General features: G+C 57.6%; 17 protein-coding genes. 2 read left to right on the top strand and 15 right to left on the bottom strand.

Annotated features, from left to right (window positions below):
* Nucleotides 1–36: 36 nt before the first annotated feature.
* From putP to J3362_RS04340, 12 genes are all read right to left on the bottom strand, one after another.
* Nucleotides 37–1,527 carry a sodium/proline symporter PutP gene (putP, locus tag J3362_RS04395; protein WP_349518292.1) on the bottom strand — a complete coding sequence of 497 codons (1,491 nt, stop codon included), beginning with the start codon at nucleotides 1,525–1,527 and terminating at the stop codon, nucleotides 37–39.
* 303 nt (nucleotides 1,528–1,830) lie between these two features.
* Nucleotides 1,831–2,610, bottom strand: a complete 780-nt coding sequence (locus J3362_RS04390) for an AraC family transcriptional regulator (RefSeq protein WP_349518291.1) — start codon at nucleotides 2,608–2,610, stop codon at nucleotides 1,831–1,833.
* 100 nt (nucleotides 2,611–2,710) lie between these two features.
* On the bottom strand, nucleotides 2,711–3,352 hold the full coding sequence (gene tmk, locus J3362_RS04385; RefSeq protein ID WP_349518290.1) for a dTMP kinase: 642 nt from the start codon (nucleotides 3,350–3,352) through the stop codon (nucleotides 2,711–2,713).
* Nucleotides 3,349–4,413, bottom strand: a complete 1,065-nt coding sequence (gene mltG, locus J3362_RS04380; RefSeq protein WP_349518289.1) for an endolytic transglycosylase MltG — start codon at nucleotides 4,411–4,413, stop codon at nucleotides 3,349–3,351. Before mltG ends, tmk begins: the two co-directional genes overlap by 4 nt.
* 5 nt (nucleotides 4,414–4,418) lie before the next feature.
* Nucleotides 4,419–5,237, bottom strand: a complete 819-nt coding sequence (gene pabC, locus J3362_RS04375; RefSeq protein WP_349518288.1) for an aminodeoxychorismate lyase — start codon at nucleotides 5,235–5,237, stop codon at nucleotides 4,419–4,421.
* Between the two features lie 8 nt (nucleotides 5,238–5,245).
* Nucleotides 5,246–6,493 (bottom strand): beta-ketoacyl-ACP synthase II, encoded by a 1,248-nt coding sequence (fabF, locus tag J3362_RS04370; RefSeq protein WP_349518287.1) that lies wholly within the window; start codon nucleotides 6,491–6,493, stop codon nucleotides 5,246–5,248.
* A 130-nt stretch (nucleotides 6,494–6,623) separates the two neighbouring features.
* Nucleotides 6,624–6,857, bottom strand: a complete 234-nt coding sequence (gene acpP / locus J3362_RS04365; RefSeq protein ID WP_008174976.1) for an acyl carrier protein — start codon at nucleotides 6,855–6,857, stop codon at nucleotides 6,624–6,626.
* 133 nt (nucleotides 6,858–6,990) lie between these two features.
* The gene (fabG, locus tag J3362_RS04360; RefSeq protein ID WP_349518286.1) at nucleotides 6,991–7,734 is read right to left on the bottom strand and encodes a 3-oxoacyl-ACP reductase FabG; all 744 of its coding nucleotides are present in this window, start codon (nucleotides 7,732–7,734) and stop codon (nucleotides 6,991–6,993) included.
* An 18-nt stretch (nucleotides 7,735–7,752) separates the two neighbouring features.
* On the bottom strand, nucleotides 7,753–8,691 hold the full coding sequence (gene fabD, locus J3362_RS04355) for an ACP S-malonyltransferase (RefSeq protein ID WP_349518285.1): 939 nt from the start codon (nucleotides 8,689–8,691) through the stop codon (nucleotides 7,753–7,755).
* A gap of 112 nt (nucleotides 8,692–8,803) precedes the next feature.
* Nucleotides 8,804–9,805 carry a phosphate acyltransferase PlsX gene (gene plsX / locus J3362_RS04350; RefSeq protein ID WP_014577545.1) on the bottom strand — a complete coding sequence of 334 codons (1,002 nt, stop codon included), beginning with the start codon at nucleotides 9,803–9,805 and terminating at the stop codon, nucleotides 8,804–8,806.
* 43 nt (nucleotides 9,806–9,848) lie between these two features.
* Entirely contained in the window at nucleotides 9,849–10,028 is a 180-nt protein-coding gene (rpmF, locus tag J3362_RS04345; RefSeq protein ID WP_008174968.1) for a 50S ribosomal protein L32, read from the bottom strand.
* Nucleotides 10,029–10,128: 100 nt separating this feature from the next.
* Nucleotides 10,129–10,689: a YceD family protein gene (locus tag J3362_RS04340; protein WP_349518284.1), complete on the bottom strand. Its 561-nt coding sequence runs from the start codon at nucleotides 10,687–10,689 to the stop codon at nucleotides 10,129–10,131.
* Nucleotides 10,690–10,827: 138 nt separating this feature from the next.
* Here J3362_RS04340 and J3362_RS04335 point away from each other — a divergent pair, with 138 nt between their 5' ends.
* On the top strand, nucleotides 10,828–11,436 hold the full coding sequence (locus J3362_RS04335; protein ID WP_349518283.1) for a Maf family protein: 609 nt from the start codon (nucleotides 10,828–10,830) through the stop codon (nucleotides 11,434–11,436).
* 4 nt (nucleotides 11,437–11,440) lie between these two features.
* On the opposite strand, the gene J3362_RS04330 is transcribed toward J3362_RS04335, so the two are convergent.
* Genes J3362_RS04330 through rluC form a run of 3 tightly spaced genes read right to left on the bottom strand, consistent with a single transcriptional unit; the run spans nucleotide 11,441 to nucleotide 14,226 of the window.
* A complete protein-coding gene (locus J3362_RS04330; protein ID WP_349518282.1) occupies nucleotides 11,441–12,484 on the bottom strand; it encodes a S49 family peptidase in 1,044 nt (347 codons plus the stop codon).
* A 39-nt stretch (nucleotides 12,485–12,523) separates the two neighbouring features.
* Nucleotides 12,524–13,171 (bottom strand): HAD family hydrolase, encoded by a 648-nt coding sequence (locus tag J3362_RS04325; protein WP_349518281.1) that lies wholly within the window; start codon nucleotides 13,169–13,171, stop codon nucleotides 12,524–12,526.
* The gene (gene rluC / locus J3362_RS04320; RefSeq protein WP_349518280.1) at nucleotides 13,168–14,226 is read right to left on the bottom strand and encodes a 23S rRNA pseudouridine(955/2504/2580) synthase RluC; all 1,059 of its coding nucleotides are present in this window, start codon (nucleotides 14,224–14,226) and stop codon (nucleotides 13,168–13,170) included. The genes J3362_RS04325 and rluC overlap by 4 nt, the downstream gene beginning before the upstream one ends.
* A gap of 595 nt (nucleotides 14,227–14,821) precedes the next feature.
* Between rluC and rne the strand changes: the two genes are divergently transcribed.
* On the top strand, nucleotides 14,822–18,061 hold the full coding sequence (gene rne, locus J3362_RS04315) for a ribonuclease E (RefSeq protein WP_349518279.1): 3,240 nt from the start codon (nucleotides 14,822–14,824) through the stop codon (nucleotides 18,059–18,061).

Raw genomic sequence — 18,061 nt, 5'->3', positions numbered from 1 at the left:
TTTTCATTTCGTTTAACGCGTTTTAAGCGTTCGTCTTTACCGCTCGATGTGTTGGTACTCACCCGCATCGGCAGTGGCACTGCTCACCACCAGTATCGCAATCATGGAGGCAATGAAGCCCGGAATGATCTCGTAGACACCGGGACCACCCATGAACTCACCGTTCCATCCCAGTGAGATCCAGATCATAACGGTGGCTGCACCGACAACCATACCTGCGATGGCACCAGCACCGTTGGTGCGCGGCCACATCAGTGAAAGAATGATCAGCGGACCAAATGCGGCACCGAAGCCGGCCCACGCATTAGCAACCAGAGCCAGAACCTGAGAGTTCGGATCGGATGCAATGACGGCAGCGACCAGGCCGACGAGGACAACGCACACACGGCCAATATTCACGCATTCCTTGTCGCTTGCTTCCTTACGCAGGAACAGACGATAGAAATCCTCTGTCAGCGAAGAAGACGACACCAGCAGCTGACTGGAGATGGTACTCATCACTGCCGCCAGCAGGGCCGCATACAGGAAGCCTGTAATCAGGGGATGGAACAGCATGTCTGACAGGATAATAAAGATGGTTTCCGGATCCTGCACGTCCATGCCGTTTCGGATTGCGTACGCGCGGCCGAACACACCCAGTGAGATCGCACCGATTAGGGAAATCAGCATCCAGCTCATGCCGATGTTCCGGGCAACCGGTACATCTTTCAGGGTGCGGATGGCCATGAAACGCACAATGATGTGGGGCTGACCAAAGTAACCCAGGCCCCAGGTAACCGCAGAGAGCCAACCGATGAAGGTTAGCCCTTCCGTCCAGGACAGCAAAGTGGGATCTACCTCATTCAGGGTTTGCGACGCCTGGGCAAAGCCCCCGCCGCCTTCACCGAAGAGCACAACCGCCGGCATGATGACCAGCGCCAGCATCATGATACAGCCCTGCACGAAGTCGGTCAGACTCACGGCCAGGAAGCCGCCCACCACGGTGTATGCCAGAACCACACCGAGGGTAATCACAATACCTACGGCGTAATCACTCAGACCACCAAAATTGAAAATGCCGGAAAACGCGCTTTCAAACAGCTTGCCGCCGGCAACGAGGCCGGATGCCGTATAAACCGCGAAGAAGATAACGATTACGATGGCCGAAACCGTACGCAGGGACAGGGCCTGTGTCGGAAAGCGGTTCGCCAGGAAAGACGGGATAGTAATCGCGTTGCCGTAGTGAACCGTCTGTTCACGAAGACGTGGCGCGACCAGCGTCCAGTTGAAGAATGCCCCCACGAGCAGACCAATACCGATCCAGGCCGATCCCAAACCCGACGCAAACAGCGCCCCGGGCAGACCCAGGAGTAACCAGCCACTCATGTCAGAAGCGCCAGCGGAAAGCGCTGCCACCTTTGGACTCAGGGCGCGACCGCCCAACATATAGTCCTCAGAGGAAGACGTCGCTCTGCGCATTGCGAAAATGCCAATGGCAATCATGAGCGCGAAATATAAAAAGAGACTGATCCAAACACCAATAGCCATAGGGGCTCCTCCGGTTTAATGAGTCGGACTAGGTCCGCTCGCAAAGCACATGGCTGACTTCACGCCAACTCGCTGCACTATTCTTCTTTTCTTTCCGAGTTCCATCTCGATTGAAGCAGGAATTTTCCATGTAACAACTTCCTGAACCTGAGCACACAAAGAAGGTTTGCGACTCGCGCCCCGCACAAATGCATGAGACCGGGGCTCAGTCGCTATAACTTAGTATTAGTACGGATTCCGGGCTTACGAAATCCTACGATTCTTTTGCACAATCCTACGGGACTGGGAAACCGACACGCCAAATCAGGCCACTCGATCGCCAACCTGCAGTCGTGAAGGCGTAGTCCCTTTGTATTTACGCAGTGCATTTGTCAGTGCACTTTGAGATGAGAAACCGGTTCGGTAACTGATTTCAGACACCGTAAGGGTCGTTGTAGTAAGGAGGGTGGCGGCCTGATCGAGGCGTGTCTGTAACAGGAACTGGTGGGGCGTTATGCCAGCTAATTCTCTGAATACCTCATGGAAACGGCTAACACTCAGGCATGCCTCTCCTGCCATATCTTCGACGGTGATCTTCTTGTGGATATTCTTGAGGATATAACGACGGACTGCCTCAGGGCTGATGGCATTCCGGTTTGAGGAGAACGAGCGGCCCTCGGTGATACGATCGGCCATGCAGTAAAGAATGCTCGAAGCAAGGTGTTGTTGGAGCGTAATATGATCAGGCGCGCGGTCGAACTCGCCGGCCGCAAACTGGACCAGCCCGTGCAAACGGCTATCCATTTGCAGGGTCCGCGGCTTTTCAAAAACCCGCATCATGCGCTCGTATTCGGCGTGCGCTGGCGAGTTGACGGCCGGAGTGAGCGGATCAAGATTGATCACAAGAACATGGTTCTTGTCGTTACCGCGATAATCGTGGCGGGCTTCCGTGGGCACCAGGTAAGCTCTCCAGGTGTCCAGTTGAGCCCCGGCCCCATCGACGCTCAACTCGGCTTCGCCACGTACTCCAATGACAATCTGGTGGTGTTCATGCCGGTGTTGGTGCGCAGCCATGGGAAGCTTCAGAAGTTTCGCGTTAACCATTAAAACTGCCAGCGTTTAACTGAGAATGTTCCTCAATTAAAGCAGAACATTACAGAAAGTGCACGAATGGAACTGAAACTCTGGGGAAAACTCACAGTTTTCAGTCAGCCTCTGAACTTCTTACCCAGTGGCTCAACAATCCCGAAACCTGCCCGGAAACCTCGGCCAGCGGGAGTGCAGCGTCAACCACGTGATACCTGGAGGGCTGGGCCATGGCGCGAGCGAGATAGGTCTCCCTGATTCGCTGAAAGAATTCCATATCCTCCTGTTCAAAACGATCGAGGTCGCCCCTCTTTCGAGCTCTGGCCATCCCGGTGTCCACCGAGGCGTCCAGGACAATCACATGATCTGGACGGATATCACCCTGAACCAGTGTTTCAAGCACGGCAATTCGCTCCTCCGGAACACCGCGTCCACCGCCCTGATAGGCAAAGGTCGCATCGGTGAAACGATCGCATAAAACCCACTGGCCCTGCTCAAGCGCTGGCAGGATACGGGTATGCAGATGCTGGGCCCTGGCAGCGAACATCAGTAGCAACTCTGTGATTTCATTGACCGGTTCATCCCTGGGCGCCAGCAAAAGCTCGCGAACAGCCTCAGCCATTGGCGTGCCACCCGGCTCACGGGTGACGATATAATCGACGCCCAGTTTAGCGAGCGTGTCGGCTGCATTCGTCAGCTGGGTCGATTTGCCGACCCCTTCCGTGCCTTCGAAGGTTATAAACTGCCCTCGCACTGTCATCCGGCATCCTCATCAGAATCACTGTTTTTTGGCGCCGGTGAAGAGCGGTAGTCTTCACGCCTGTTTAACTGAAACTCACGTACGGCTTTCTGATGCTCCGCGAGCGTGCGCGAGAATTTGTGGGTGCCATCCCCCCGGGCAACGAAGTACAGGGCGTCACCGTCATCCGGGTGCAGGGCCGCACGAATGGCTTCGCGGCCTGGCAGGGCGATGGGGGTTGGAGGTAAGCCATTGATTCGGTACGTGTTGTAGGGCGTGTGCGTGCGCAGGTCCTTACGCCCAATCCGGCCCTGATAGCTGTCACCCATACCGTAGATAACCGTGGGGTCGGTCTGCAGTCGCATTCCCTTCTGCAAACGACGGACGAATACCCCTGCCACCTGCTCCCGCTCATGGGGCGCACCGGTTTCGCGTTCCACAATTGATGCCATGATCAGGGCTTCGTAGGGATTATCATAGGGCAGCCCTTCCTCTCGCGCCGCCCATTCCTCGGCCAGCACTGTCTCCATCCGGCTGAAGGCCCGCTTCAACAAATCCAGATCGGACTCGCTACTGGTAAAAGCGTAGGTATCGGGAAAGAATCGACCTTCAGGATGCTCACCCTCGGCTCCAACAGCCGCCATGACCTGCTCGCTGGTCCACTCGCCAGTGACTTTCTGAAGTCGCTCGGCCTGCGCCAGAGCGGCTCGCATATCCCTGAAGGTCCAGCCTTCGATAAACTGAACGTACCAGTGCTTGGTGTCTCCCGACACCATGACACCGATCATGTCTTTGGGGCTCATACCATCAAGAAACTCGTACTGGCCGGCCTTGATCCGCGTCTGCTCGGGCTCTAGCCGACCGTATAACCTCAGCCAGAGCCGGTCTGAAACCAACCCCTCAGCTTCAAGTCGACCAACGACTTCAATGAATGAACTGCCCTGGGGAACGTCAAATAGCAGCGGTTCTTCAAGCACCACCGGCTTTTTCAAGCCTTGTAGCCCCTGCCATACCCACAGCCCGGTTCCCGCAGAGGCGAGGACGGCGACACAAACGCACGCAAGCAATAACTTCTTGAGCAAACGATTTATTCCAGTGTTTCGAGAGGATTAAAGATTGTCGCAAGTCCGCTATCCGCAGGCAAATGATGGCCGGCAATAGTGAGAACCGGAACAATGCCCAGAACGCTGTTCAGGAGAAACATTCCCTGACAATCCGGACCCAGAACATCGGGCACAGTGACGGGGCGCTCTGTTACCGGCTCGCCTCTCTGCCTCAGACGCTCCAGCAGCCACTGCCTGAGAACACCGGCAACCGCCAGACTGGAAGCCGGGGGCGTCACCCATCCATCGGCCTGCCGGAGCAGGATGTTGGTACGAGTGCCTTCGACCAGATTTCCATCACGATCGGCCATGATGACCTCGAACAGGGATGGTTCGAGCTCGGCGGCCGCCAGAACCTGCTCCATCCGGTTCAGCGACTTGATCCCGGCCAATAACGGATTAACCGCGAGAGTTACCTTGGAGAAATCAACCGCGACACCATCAGGATCCGGTGTCGGCGGCAAAGCCGATGCCGAAACCAGCAAATTGGGCTCCATCCCCGGATCCGGGCGATATCCTCGGCCGCCACTACCGCGGGTCAGGGTCAGCTTCAGAACCCAGCCGTCGCCCTTGAAGCGATCAGTAAAACGCTGCGCCGCCTCGACGCAAACGCTGGCAAGCTCTTTCCGCGACACCTCGATACCAAGTCGGCCGGCATCGCGCGCCATTCGCTCCAGGTGTCGGGATAGCAGAACCCCCTTCTGACCGGACATCCGAATGGTTTCGAACAACCCGTCTCCATAGGCCAGCCCCCGGTCATTGGCGGGCAGGCCACCTTCGTCGGCCCAGTAAAGACGAAACACGGCGCGGGTCAGCCTTCGTAGCGACGGAAAATCAGGGTTCCATTGGTGCCACCGAACCCGAACGAGTTAGATAGCGCTACCCGCACGTCGGCCTGACGGCTCGTGTGTGCGACGAGGTCCAGGTCGCAACCCTCATCCGGATTGTCCAGATTGATGGTGGGCGGCAGGACGCCATCCCGAATCGCCAGAACCGAGAAGATCGCTTCCACAGCACCGGCAGCTCCAAGCAGGTGCCCTGTCATTGACTTGGTGCTGCTCATGGCCAGCTTTTCGGCATGCGCGCCGAATACCCGACGGACTGCGGCCACTTCGGCCACGTCACCAACCTGGGTGGAGGTGCCGTGGGCGTTGATGTAGTCGATTTCTTCCAGCTCAAGGCCAGCATCACGAACTGCGTTCGCCATGGATCGGGCGGCGCCCTCGCCATCTTCGGGCGGCGCTGTAATGTGGTGGGCGTCGTCGCTCATACCAAAACCGACAACTTCACCGTATATGGTGGCGCCCCGCTCCTTTGCGTGTTCAAGCTCTTCAAGCACAACGACACCGGCGCCATCGCTGAGCACAAAGCCGTCCCGGTCTTTATCCCAGGGACGGCTGGCCTTTTCCGGTTCATCGTTACGGGTAGACAGAGCCCGCGCAGCCGAAAACGCAGCCATACCGGTACGCGTCGTCGCCATTTCCGAGCCACCTGCCAGCATGACATCGGCGTCGCCATAGGCAATCGTGCGGGCCGCGTAACCAATGTTGTGGGTGCCGGTAGTGCAGGCTGTCACGATCGCAATGTTGGGGCCACGGTATCCGAAACGAATCGCGGCATTGCCGGAGATCATGTTGATAACAGAAGCAGGCACGAAAAACGGGGAAACCTTTCGGGGCCCCGACTTGTCCATGGTCAGGACGCTTTTCTCTATGTACTCAAGGCCGCCAATCCCGGAGCCGATTGCAATACCCACTCGCTCCCGATCAAGCTTCTCAAACGACTCCAGGCCACTGCTGTCCACAGCCTTTTGCGCAGCAATCAGGCCATAATGGATAAAGGCATCAAGCTTTCTGGCATCCTTCGGGGACAGGTAGGATTCCATGTCCAGATCCCGGATGGCCCCACCAATTCTGGTGTTGTAGGCAGACGCGTCAAAGCGGTCGATCATACCGATCCCGCTGCGCCCAGCCTGAATCCCTTGCCAGGACGACTCCACGCTATTGCCGACTGGAGACAGCATGCCCATACCTGTGATGACAACTCGCCGTTTAGCCATAACCTGTTGCACCTGATCTTGTCCGAATGAATCTGAACGCCGATTGAACCTGATTTTCGGCCAATAAAAAAGCCGTCCCTCGCTGTTTCACAAGGACGGCTTTTTGCCTGGCTTTCTTAAATGCAGAGTATCAGGTGTGCGCGACGATGTAGTCGATCGCGTCCTGAACACTTGTCAGCTTTTCGGCTTCCTCGTCAGGAATCTCGGTTTCAAATTCCTCTTCCAGTGCCATAACCAGCTCAACGGTGTCCAGTGAGTCAGCGCCAAGATCCTCTACAAAAGAAGATGAGTTCTGAACTTCGGACTCTTTAACGCCCAACTGTTCACAAACGATCTTCTTCACGCGCTCTTCAACTGTACTCATAATGTCCTCACTTTGTGTGTCAACCAAGCAACTCTAGTGCTGCCAGTTTAGTTTAAACCCTACCTGCAAACAAGCAGGGATTCTGATAAACATGTTGTGCGACAAGGAGTTGCGCACAGACCCCGAAAGGGGCTTATCCCATGTACATTCCGCCGTTCACGTTGATGGTTTCACCCGTCACGTATCCGGCTGCATCTGATGCCAGAAAGGCAACCACGGCTGCCACTTCTTCCGGCTCACCCAGACGACCCGCGGGTATGATTTCCAGCATAGCCCCGCGCTGCTTGTCGTCCAGTTTTTTTGTCATATCCGTGTCAATAAATCCGGGAGCCACGCAATTTGCAGTGATACCACGGTTCGACATTTCCTTGGCCAGGCTTCGGGTAAACCCTTCAACCCCGGCCTTGGCGGCGCAATAATTGCCCTGCCCCGCATTGCCCATACCGGCAACCACGGAGCTGATATTGATAATCCGGCCCCATTTGGCCTTGGCCATACCACGAAGCACCGCCTTGCTGGTCCGGTAGACGCTGGACAGGTTGGTTTCCAGAACCGATGCCCAGTCATCATCTTTCAACCGCATCAGGAGGTTATCACGGGTAATGCCGGCATTGTTGACCAGAATCAGGGGCGCCCCGGATTTTTCCGTCAGCTCCTTCAGACCGGCGTCAATGCTGGCGGGGTCTGCAACGTTCATGACCATGCCGTAACCCTTGTAACCGGCCGACTGGAGATCGTTGGTGATGGATTCTGCACCGGCTTCACTGGTTGCTGTTCCGACAACTTCGGCACCCTGCGCGGCCAGCGCCCGGGCAATGGCCTGACCAATACCGCGGGTAGCACCGGTGACCAGTGCGGTTTTACCTTCCAGAGACATGAATAACTCCCTTTCGTTTCAGGACTGACCGAAAGCGTCCAGCGCCTTCGCCAGCGAATCCGGGTCTTCGATACTGTGAACTGCCAAAGCCCGGTCGATACGTTTGGCCAGCCCTGCCAACACTTTTCCAGTGCCGCACTCGACTGCAACTTCGACATTATTGGAAACGAGCGCACGCACAGAGTCCGTCCAGAGCACCGGAGAATAAAGTTGCTTGAGAAGGTTGGCCTTCAGTGTAGCGGATTCGGTCTCGGCGGCAGCGTTAACATTTTGTATAACCGGGATGACAGCATCATTAAAGCGAACATCCTCCAACGCTTTCGCCAGCTCCTCCGCAGCGCCTTTCATAAGTGCGCAATGGGATGGCACGCTTACAGGCAATGGCATGGCCTTCTTCGCGCCTTTTTCCTTGCAGGCTTCAATAGCCCGTTCAACTGCGGCAGCCGAGCCAGCAATAACCACCTGACCAGGGGCATTGAAGTTTACCGCAGATACCACATCGCCCTGTGCCGCATCCTGACAGGCTGCCACAACGTCGTCATCCTCAAGACCAAGGATGGCTGCCATCTTCCCTTCTCCGGCCGGCACAGCGTCCTGCATGAGCTCACCACGGAGGCGAACCAGCTTGACCGCTTCAACAAAATCGAGGCTCTCTGCCGCCACCAGGGCGCTGTACTCTCCCAGACTGTGACCCGCGAGAAAATCGGGAGAAACACCGCCGGCAACAAACCATTGCCGCCAGAGGGCAACACTGGCCGTCAGGAGCGCAGGCTGGGTCACCATGGTTTTATTCAATTCCTCCGCCGGCCCTTTCTGGCAGAGATCCCAGAGGTCGTAGCCGAGGACATTGGAGGCTTCGGAAAAGGTTCTGTCGATGATGGGCCAGGCTTCAGCGGCAGCCGAAAGCATGCCCACCGATTGCGACCCTTGTCCTGGAAAAATAAAGGCTGATTTCATAAGCGGGATCTTATCGTCATTGGGTGGTTACGTGAGATTAGCCAATAGTACAAGTTCGGCCAATTATCCGCGAATGCGTGGCCAAACCGGGACAGACTTTAGTCTCAGGCACTCAAAGCATGAGATCGTCAAGACGCTCGTTGATACGGCGGGGCACTTCCAGCTCAACTTCCCGCACGGCCTGCCGAATGGCCGACAACATGGCCCGCTCGTTGGCGTTGCCATGACTTTTTATTACCACACCCTGGAGGCCGAGCAAACTGGCACCGTTGTGCCTGGAAGGATCCATCAACTGCAGAAGCCGACCGATAATCGGACGGGCCAGCAGACCGACCAGTCGGCCGTAGAGATTTCGTGTGAAGGCCTGTTCCATCAGTTCGATAAGCAGACCGGCAACACCCTCGCCGGTTTTCAGGGCAATATTGCCGACAAAGCCATCACAGACGACCACATCAGCGACGTCCCGGAACAGATCGCTACCTTCCACATAACCGATGTAGTTGATGGTATCGCACTGGGCCAGCATATGAGACGCCAGCCGGACCTGCTCATTGCCCTTGATCTCTTCCTCACCGACGTTCAGAAGAGCGACCCTCGGTTCAGCCTGGCTGCAGATCGCAGAGGCCATCAGGGATCCCATCAGGGCATACTGGTAGAGATTCTCGGCGGTTGAGTCGACATTGGCGCCAAGATCAAGGACGTGACAACGCCCCCGAAGCGAGGGAATCAATTTGGCAATGGCCGGGCGCTCGATACCCGGATACATACGGATGATGGTGCGCCCGAACGCCATCAACGCACCGGTATTACCGGCACTGACGCAGCCCTGCGCTTCGCCGTCTCGAACAAGGCTGAGGGCGATGGCCATAGAGGAGTTTTTCTTGTGGCGAAGGGCGTGGGACGGGCGCTCGTTCATCCGAACCACGTCGGCCGCCTCGACAATGCGAATTCGGGCGTGCCCCTCACGCAACAAAGCCTCAAGCTCGCTCCGGATTCCCACCAGAACGATGCTCAAGGCTTCGTTTTCGCGCACCGCCCGCAGCGATGCGGCAACCACGACGGCAGCGCCGCGGTCGCCACTCATTGCGTCAATCGTGATGGTGACCGGCTTCACCGTTCTGCCATCCGATTCGGGGCGGTGCATAGCGGTAACGAGATTACTCGTCGCGCGCTTCGATTACCTGCTTGCCGCGGTAGAAGCCGTCCGGAGACACGTGATGACGACGATGAACTTCACCAGTAGTCGCATCGGTGCTCAGAGCAGCGGCGCTCAGGGCGTCGTGCGAACGGCGCATGCCACGCTTGGAACGGGTCTTACGATTTTGCTGTACAGCCATGATTATGCTCCTGACCTGTTAACGTAAACTTGTAGTGCTGAATAAGTAACGTCTGTTCGTTAAATGTGCGCCGGTCTCCCGAGGGACAACCCACGCCCGGTTAATGCTTTGTCTTCGTCTTCTTGAGATCCGCCAGGACACTGAACGGATTCTCACCCGACTTTCTCACCGGCTCTGCCCCGGAGCTGTCAGGCTCGTAGGCTTCCAGATCTTCCCGGGCAGGACACTGGTCCCGTTCGTGAAGCGGAAAAGGTGGCAAAACCAGCAACAGCTCGTCTTCCACCATCGACCAGAGGTCCGCCGTAAAATCATCGGTCAAAAACGGCTCGAGTTCTTTCGGCAGTTGTTGCGCCTGCTCGTCACTGGTAACAAGACCCAGCTTGAACTCGGAGACCAGAGTCACGCTCATGGCGCCCATGCACCGCTGACACTCCAGATCAACCGGGGCCGCCAGCTCGCCCGAAACAACGCGACGACGCTCACCATCCATGAAAAAAGACAGTTTGACCCGGCACGCAGCGCCTTCCGAAAACCCGAGAACGGATTCCCGAAAACGGCCAAGCCCGCTGATGGGAATCACTCCCTCCAGTGTGCTGTTATGTTCCGCTAACCGGTAAGGATCAACAGATTTGGGCAACTCGGCGTTGGACGCGTTTGACATAGGCGCGCAATTTTAGGGGCGCAGCCGGCCGCTGTCAAAGACTTCGTTGCTTTTTCACGGGGGTTCCAGTGCAGATAGGTGTAATTTACGATAATCGCACAACAGATGCACCGGCCAGGTACTTAAAGGACTCGAACAATGCCCCCAAAACCGCTTTTACTGGCGTCTTCATCACCGTACCGGAGAGCGCTCCTGGAGCGGCTTGGCTTGCCTTTCACCTGCGCCAGCCCGGATATCGACGAATCACCCCATCAAGGCGAGACCGGAGAGGCCCTGGCGACACGTCTCGCCGAGAGCAAGGCCCGCGAATTGGCGGACCGGTTCCCCGGCCACTGGATCATCGGCTCGGACCAGGTCGCCTGCCTGCCCGACGGCTCGGTACTGAGCAAGCCCGGCAACCACGAAATGGCGACAGAACAGTTACGCCAGTGCAGTGGTCACAGGGTACTGTTTCTTTCAGGCCTGGCGCTGCTCGACTCTGATTCCGGCAAAATCGCCAGCCTTTGCGAGCCGTTTAACGTCAGGTTCCGGGAACTGCTTGATGAGGAGATAGAAGCCTACTTACTGCGGGAGAAACCTTACGACTGCGCCGGCAGCTTCAAGATGGAAGGCCTCGGCATTACTCTGTTCGAGGCCCTTGAGGGCCGGGACCCGAACAGCCTGGTGGGCCTCCCTCTTATTGCCCTGAACAATCTGTTTAGGCAATGGGGCCGGAATCCCCTGCTGGAAAACCGGCCTGCCTCATAAGGCATTACCGAAGCTCGAGCCGGGACTCGACCAGCTGACTGGCGAAACCCTCGCCAAAGGCGACACCAAGCTGATCAACAATATCCTGGAACGGCGATTTGCGACGGCTGTAGTCCACCAATTCCTCCTGGCCTATGATCTGCCGGGCAACGTGTGATGCGCTGCCGAGCCCATCAGCCAGGCCAAGTTCAACGGCCTGCTCGCCACTCCAGACCAGCCCGCTGAACAGGCGCTCATCATCCGCCAGGCGATCACCACGCCCTTGCTTGACCGCTTCGATAAACTGCTGGTGAGTGTTTTCCAGAACACTCTGCCAGAACGTGACTTCCTCTTCCTGCTCCGGCGAAAACGGATCAAGGAACGCCTTGTTCTCACCGGCCGTATAGAGACGGCGATCCACGCCGATCTTCTCCATAACCTCGGTAAACCCGAAACCGCCAGCCACCACCCCAATCGAGCCGACAAGGCTGGCCCGGTTGGCGTAGATTTCATCCGCTGCCGCAGCAATGTAATAGGCCCCGGAGGCGCCGATGTCCGAGATCACGGCGTAGACCTTTTTCTCGGGATATTTCTCCCGCAGGCGCTTGATCTCATCGTAAACATACCCGGACTGAACAGGGCTTCCACCCGGGCTGTTGATGCGCAGAATCACCGCTACCGAGTTTGGCTCTTCGAAGGCTGTTCGCAGAGAACCTACAATATTGTCGGCACTGGCCAGTTCGTCGGCAGCGATCGGACCATTTATTTCTACAAGAGCCGTGTGCTTGCCGGTTACACCCTCCAGTGAATCGCCCAGGGGAAACTTGATCAAAAACAGCAGGGCGATCAGGTAACCAAACGTCAGGAACTTGAAAAAGATACCCCAGCGCCGGCTCTTGCGCTGCTCAGACTGCAGCGACATGACGAGTTTTTCGATGAGCTTCCAGTCACGTCCGGACTCGGGCGGAAGCTTCGGTGACTTGCGCCCGAAAAACGGCTTGTTTTCCTTTCCAGGCTCCACCGGTTTGTCACCCCATTCGGCAGACTTGTCAGATTCCCAGTCACTCATGTGCGCATCCTGTCAGCAACGTATATAAATTCGGTCTGTTTACAGCCCCAGTACCCGTCGGAGATCTGGCACGGATTCAACAATGGCACGGGGCGAATAATCACCCAACACATCCCGCTTGTGCACACCCCACTCAACGCCGATAGAAGGCATGCCGATACGCCGGGCCATTTCAAGATCGTATCGGGTATCGCCAATCATCACCGCCTCCTCAGGCCCAATACGATAGAAACGAAGAATCTCCTCGAGCATGGCAGGATCCGGCTTGGAGCGCGTCTCATCGGCACAACGGGTGATCTCGAAGTGGTCACCAAGACCGCTGGAAACCAGGGCAAAGTCCAGCCCGCGCCGACTCTTGCCAGTTGCAACGGAACAACTGCGACCGGATCCTCGCAGATCCGCGACCACCTCAGCCATTCCCTCGAACACGTTTTGGGGTGTTGTCGTCTTACTGAAGAAATAGCGCCCGTAACCGTCGCGGATTCTGTTCATCTCTTCCCGACTGATGCCCGGATATAGCTTCTCCAATGCCTCGACCATGCCAAGCCCGATAATATCCCGGTAAGCCTCACGCTCCAGGGCCGGAAAGCCAAGCTCGGTTGCCGCCTGATGCAGGCTGTCAGCAATATGCTCCACCGAGTCCACCAGGGTCCCGTCCCAGTCAAAAATTACTACTCTGACGTTCATTGATCGTTTCCTTTGAGACGCCCGGAAAGCTTCCTGAGCACGTCATTGAATGCATCGTCGTAAGGCGCTTCAAGGCGCATCGCCTCACCCGAGACCGGCAAGGTAAACTCCAGGGCCCGCGCGTGCAGCATCAACCTTTGCCCGCCAATGGACCGGAACGCCTTGAGGCTGACATCATCCATATACTTGTCGTCACCCGCAATCGGATGACCGGCCCAGGCGCTGTGCACGCGAATCTGGTGCGTGCGACCGGTAATTGGCGACGCCTCGACAAGGCTGTAGCCCGCATAATGCTCAAGGCAGCGGAACGTCGTCAGGGAGGCCTTGCCGGCGGCATCAACTTTCACCCGACGCTCGCCATTGGGCATCTCGTAGCGCAGCAGAGGCACATCCACCCGGTCGACGCTGGCTGACCAGTCGCCGGCGACCAGCGCATGATAATGCTTGCGAATTCGCTTCTCCCGCAGCTCATCCTGAAGATAACGCAGTGCCGACCGCTTCTTGGCCACCATGACCAGTCCGGACGTATCCCGATCCAGACGGTGAACGAGCTCCAGAAACTTTGCCGTTGGGCGAGCGGAACGAAGCACCTCGATCAACCCGAAACTCAGGCCGCTGCCGCCGTGTACGGCGATACCGGACGGCTTGTTGACCACCAGCATCTGCTCATTCTCGAAGACAACAGCTGATTCCATCACGCCCTGAACCCGGGAACCGGGCGCCACCTGATCCGGCTTTTCCTTTCGGGTGATCGGTGGGATTCGCACCTGATCACCAGTTTTCACCCGGGAATCCGGCTTGACCCGTCCTTTATTGACCCGAACCTCGCCCTTGCGGATGACGCGATAAATAATGCTCTTGGGCACACCACGAAGCTGGGCAAGAAGGAAGTTATCCACCCTCTGGCCATCGTTGTCTTCGTCCACAGTAACCCACTGCACGCCCTGACGGACTTCGCCACGAACAGCCTGACTCTCACTGCCCGCCCTGCTGGTTTTTTTTGCCCTTTCGGGCCGAGGTTGGGCTGGCTTTCTGCTCGCAGACTTTCGAGACATGAAGTTCCTTGGTTACTGAAGTGACTGCAGGATTGAACGGCTGCATGAATACTGTTATATTCCGGCGTGCTTTGCCGTTTGTCTACGGCCTGACCAACTCAAGTCAGAAGCCGGAGCGGCAGAAGTATACCGACACTATTCGAGAGTTTGAACGCCGTGCACCCAATCACTACCGGGAACGGCGAGAGAAATGCTCCCGGAGGACCAGGACAGATCTTCGAAAGGCTGCATCCTGTACCCGGGGGAGAGAAAAACCGCGCGGAAAACCGCGGGCGACATCGCGAAGAATCACTGCCACCCAGGGCCGGGCCGTCCAGCATACGAATACGACGTGAGACCCAGGCACCTGAGTGAACCTGAAAACGGATAACATGCGTCAACAGACACGAACCTTACACGACCTCTCCCTGCTCACGGGCAGCCGGATCGTCGGCGTTGGTCTCAGACCGAAAGGATCAAACCCCAGAAGGGTCTGATTCGTCTGGCCGCCGGTCCGCCCTTGATGTAACAGGGCCCGCGGCACGCACATCCTGCTTCGCTGATGCGATCCCCTCCGGTTTTCTGTCAAATTAAACGACAGGAACTCTTTCTTTCCATGAAAAGAATGCTTATCAATGCAACTCATCCCGAAGAGTTGCGCGTCGCCCTGGTTGACGGCCAGCGTCTGTTCGACCTTGATATCGAATCCAGCTCCCGCGAGCAGAAGAAAGCCAACATCTACAAGGGCCGTATTACCCGGGTCGAGCCCAGTCTTGAGGCCGCGTTTGTGGATTTCGGCGCCGAGCGCCACGGCTTTCTGCCGTTGAAGGAAATTTCCAAGGAATACTTCAAGAAGTCGCCCGGCCAGATCGAAGGCAAGATCAACATCAAGGACGTTGTTTCCGAAGGCCAGGAAGTGATTGTGCAGGTAGACAAGGAAGAGCGTGGCAACAAGGGCGCAGCCCTGACCACGTTTATCTCCCTGGCGGGTCGCTACCTGGTACTCATGCCCAACAACCCCCGTGCTGGCGGCATCTCCCGTCGCATTGAGGGCGATGAGCGGGCGCAGCTCAAAGAAGCCATGAACGATGTCCAGGTTCCGAAATCCATGGGCATCATCGTTCGTACCGCCGGCATCGGCCGTACCACTGACGAACTCCAGTGGGATCTGGACTACCTGGTGCAATTCTGGGAGGCCATCACCCAGGCCGCCGGCGAGCGCAAGGCCCCCTTCCTGATTCACCAGGAAAGCAACGTCATCATCCGTGCGGTTCGTGACTACCTTCGCCAGGATATCGGCGAGGTTCTGATTGACGCCAACGGCGTCTATGAAGACGTGCTGAATTTCGTTCGTGCGGTCATGCCCACCTTCGAAAACAAGATCAAGCTGTACAAGGACGAAATTCCCCTGTTCAGCCGCTACCAGATCGAAGGCCAGATCGAGACCGCCTTCCAGCGGGAAGTGAAACTACCCTCGGGCGGCTCCATCGTGATTGACCCGACCGAGGCCCTGGTTTCCATCGACATCAACTCCTCCCGCGCCACAAAAGGCCAGGATATCGAGGAAACCGCGCTCCAGACCAACCTGGAAGCGGCAGAGGAAATCGCCCGCCAGCTGCGCCTGCGGGACATGGGCGGACTGATTGTCATCGACTTTATCGATATGACGCCTGCCAAGCACCAGCGGGAAGTCGAGCAGAAGATGCGTGAGGCCCTGGAAATCGACCGGGCCCGGGTTCAGGTCGGCAAGATCTCCCGCTTCGGCCTGCTGGAAATGTCCCGTCAGCGTCTGCGCCCCTCCCTGGGAGAGACTCGCAGCGAAGTGTGCCCCCGCTGTGAAGGTCAGGGCACCATTCGTGGCATCGAGTCCCTCGCCCTGAGCATCATGCGCCTGATCTACGAGGAATCGTCAAAAGACAAGACCGGGGAAGTACGAGCCGTTGTGCCGGTTTCTGTCGCCACTTTCCTGCTCAACGAAAAGCGCAAGCAGCTGGCCGACATTGAGGCCCGCCAGGAAGTGAGCGTTGTCGTGGTGCCGGTTCCCCATATGGAGACACCGCATTTCGAAATCATCCGGATGCGTCAGGATGAAACAACGCCCGAACACATTTCCAGCCATCAGGTGGCCCAGGAATACAGCGAGCGTGAAGAAGAAATCTTTGAGGCCCCGACCCCTGAGAAGCCGGTACGCGAACAGGCTGCGGTGAAAGCGATCCGGCCCAGCGCACCCGCGCCCGCACCCGCGCCTGCCCCAACCGCACCGAAGGCTGATGAAACCGCCGAGCAGGAAGAAGGCCTCTTCCGGCGGCTCGGACGCAAGATCGCTGGTTTCTTCAGTGGCGAGGAAGAGCAGAAGGTCGAGAATCGCGAACAGAGCCAGAGCCAGCGCGAAGATCTTCGCAACCAGGGCCGTCAGGACCGTCGCAAATCCCGGGTAGCCCGGGGCGATGACCCGCGTGCAGGTGGCAACCGCAGTGGCAACGACCGTCGCCAGGGCGGCCAGCAGGGCCGCGGTGACGACAACCGTGGCCGCGGGCGCAACCGCAATGACGACCAGAACCGTGGCAACCAGAATCGCCAGGAGCCCGAAAACAAAGGTCAGGAAAATCGTGGAGGCGACAGCAAGAGCGCCGATAACAAAGGCTCTGACAATCGCCGTGACAACCGTCGCGACAACCAGGGCCGCGGCCGCAACAGGCCCCAGCGAGACCAGAAGGATAACCGCGAGCAGAAGGATCAGAAAGATCAGGGCCCGCAGGATGATGCAGCCAAGTCCGGGCCAGCAGACAAGACCGGTTCAGAAGAGAAGCGCAGAAAGCCACGTCGCCAGCGCAACCGCGACGGCTCTCCGTCTGAATCTCCGGCGTCCGCTCCGGCTGATCGAAAGGCCGCTCGTAGCGAGAAGCATCAGAAGGATACACAGCCGGAAAACGGTCGTGACGATGCCAAGCCCGAAGTGAAAGCCGAGCAGGCGAAGGAAACCGTCAACAAGGCGCCTGAAAAGCCCGAAACCAGGGCCGAGACTGCGCCGGCGGCCAGCGAAGCACCAAAACCCGAAGCTGCTCAGAAAGAGCCGGCAAAAGAGCAGAAGCCCGAGAAGGCATCGGCAGACAAAGCGCCGTCAGAGAGCAAGCCGGAAGTTAAACCGGCAGCGGAAACAAAACCCGCTGCAGACAGGTCGACTGAAAAGCAGGAAGCTGTTCAAGCGAAGCCTGAAAAAGCCGAGCCGGCCAAGGCTGAACAAAGCTCCGAACCCCTGGAGAAGCCAGAGGAAAAGAGCGAAAAAGTTGCCGAGCAGGCTCAAGGCGTAGCCACAGACAAAGAGCCTGCCAGGAACACCGCGGCTACTGATGAGCCAAAGCCGGTGACTGACCTGGCTCCCGAGAAAAAAGAGGCAGCTCCGAGGCCAAAGCCGGAGTCCAGGGCCACGACCGACGGTGAACAAGCGCCTCGGGCGAAGAAGCAGCCGGCGAAGCCAAAGGAAGCTCCAGCCGCCAAGGTAGAACCGGAGGAGGCACCACAACCCGAGAAGGCCGAAAAGCCAGCGGAGGAGAAGGCAGCACCAGAGCGCAAAGCTCCCGAGGCTCAACCGGAGCCAAAGCAGCCGGAAGCAGCGCAGGCCAGCACCGAAAAGGCCGAGCCCAAGAAAGCCGAACCCGAAAAGGCTGAGCCCAAACCCTCAGAGCCAGTGAGGGAAGAGGCGCCTTCCGCTCCGGAGGCAGCGGCCAAGGACACGCCTGCCGACGCCCCGGCAGTCGACGTCCCGGTAACACCGGGCCGCGCTTACAATGACCCAAGAGAAGTCCGCAAGCGCCAAAAGGCTGCGGAAGAGGCCAAAAAGGCCGGGAGTAACTAA

This window comes from Marinobacter sp. NFXS11 (assembly GCF_040148675.1).
In the GTDB taxonomy this organism is placed as follows: domain Bacteria; phylum Pseudomonadota; class Gammaproteobacteria; order Pseudomonadales; family Oleiphilaceae; genus Marinobacter.
Note: the sequence above shows the minus strand (reverse complement) of the source record. Positions and strands in the feature narration are given on the sequence as shown.

What these genes read in the sequence shown, in the direction of transcription:
- putP (WP_349518292.1), bottom strand. Translation starts at nt 1,527, where the DNA reads ATGGCTATTGGTGTTTGGATCAGTCTCTTTTTATATTTCGCGCTCATG.
- J3362_RS04390 (WP_349518291.1), bottom strand. Translation starts at nt 2,610, where the DNA reads ATGGTTAACGCGAAACTTCTGAAGCTTCCCATGGCTGCGCACCAACAC.
- tmk (WP_349518290.1), bottom strand. Translation starts at nt 3,352, where the DNA reads ATGACAGTGCGAGGGCAGTTTATAACCTTCGAAGGCACGGAAGGGGTC.
- fabF (WP_349518287.1), bottom strand. Translation starts at nt 6,493, where the DNA reads ATGGCTAAACGGCGAGTTGTCATCACAGGTATGGGCATGCTGTCTCCA.
- acpP (WP_008174976.1), bottom strand. Translation starts at nt 6,857, where the DNA reads ATGAGTACAGTTGAAGAGCGCGTGAAGAAGATCGTTTGTGAACAGTTG.
- fabG (WP_349518286.1), bottom strand. Translation starts at nt 7,734, where the DNA reads ATGTCTCTGGAAGGTAAAACCGCACTGGTCACCGGTGCTACCCGCGGT.
- fabD (WP_349518285.1), bottom strand. Translation starts at nt 8,691, where the DNA reads ATGAAATCAGCCTTTATTTTTCCAGGACAAGGGTCGCAATCGGTGGGC.
- rpmF (WP_008174968.1), bottom strand. Translation starts at nt 10,028, where the DNA reads ATGGCTGTACAGCAAAATCGTAAGACCCGTTCCAAGCGTGGCATGCGC.
- J3362_RS04340 (WP_349518284.1), bottom strand. Translation starts at nt 10,689, where the DNA reads ATGTCAAACGCGTCCAACGCCGAGTTGCCCAAATCTGTTGATCCTTAC.
- J3362_RS04335 (WP_349518283.1), top strand. Translation starts at nt 10,828, where the DNA reads ATGCCCCCAAAACCGCTTTTACTGGCGTCTTCATCACCGTACCGGAGA.
- J3362_RS04330 (WP_349518282.1), bottom strand. Translation starts at nt 12,484, where the DNA reads ATGAGTGACTGGGAATCTGACAAGTCTGCCGAATGGGGTGACAAACCG.
- J3362_RS04325 (WP_349518281.1), bottom strand. Translation starts at nt 13,171, where the DNA reads ATGAACGTCAGAGTAGTAATTTTTGACTGGGACGGGACCCTGGTGGAC.
- rluC (WP_349518280.1), bottom strand. Translation starts at nt 14,226, where the DNA reads ATGTCTCGAAAGTCTGCGAGCAGAAAGCCAGCCCAACCTCGGCCCGAA.
- rne (WP_349518279.1), top strand. Translation starts at nt 14,822, where the DNA reads ATGAAAAGAATGCTTATCAATGCAACTCATCCCGAAGAGTTGCGCGTC.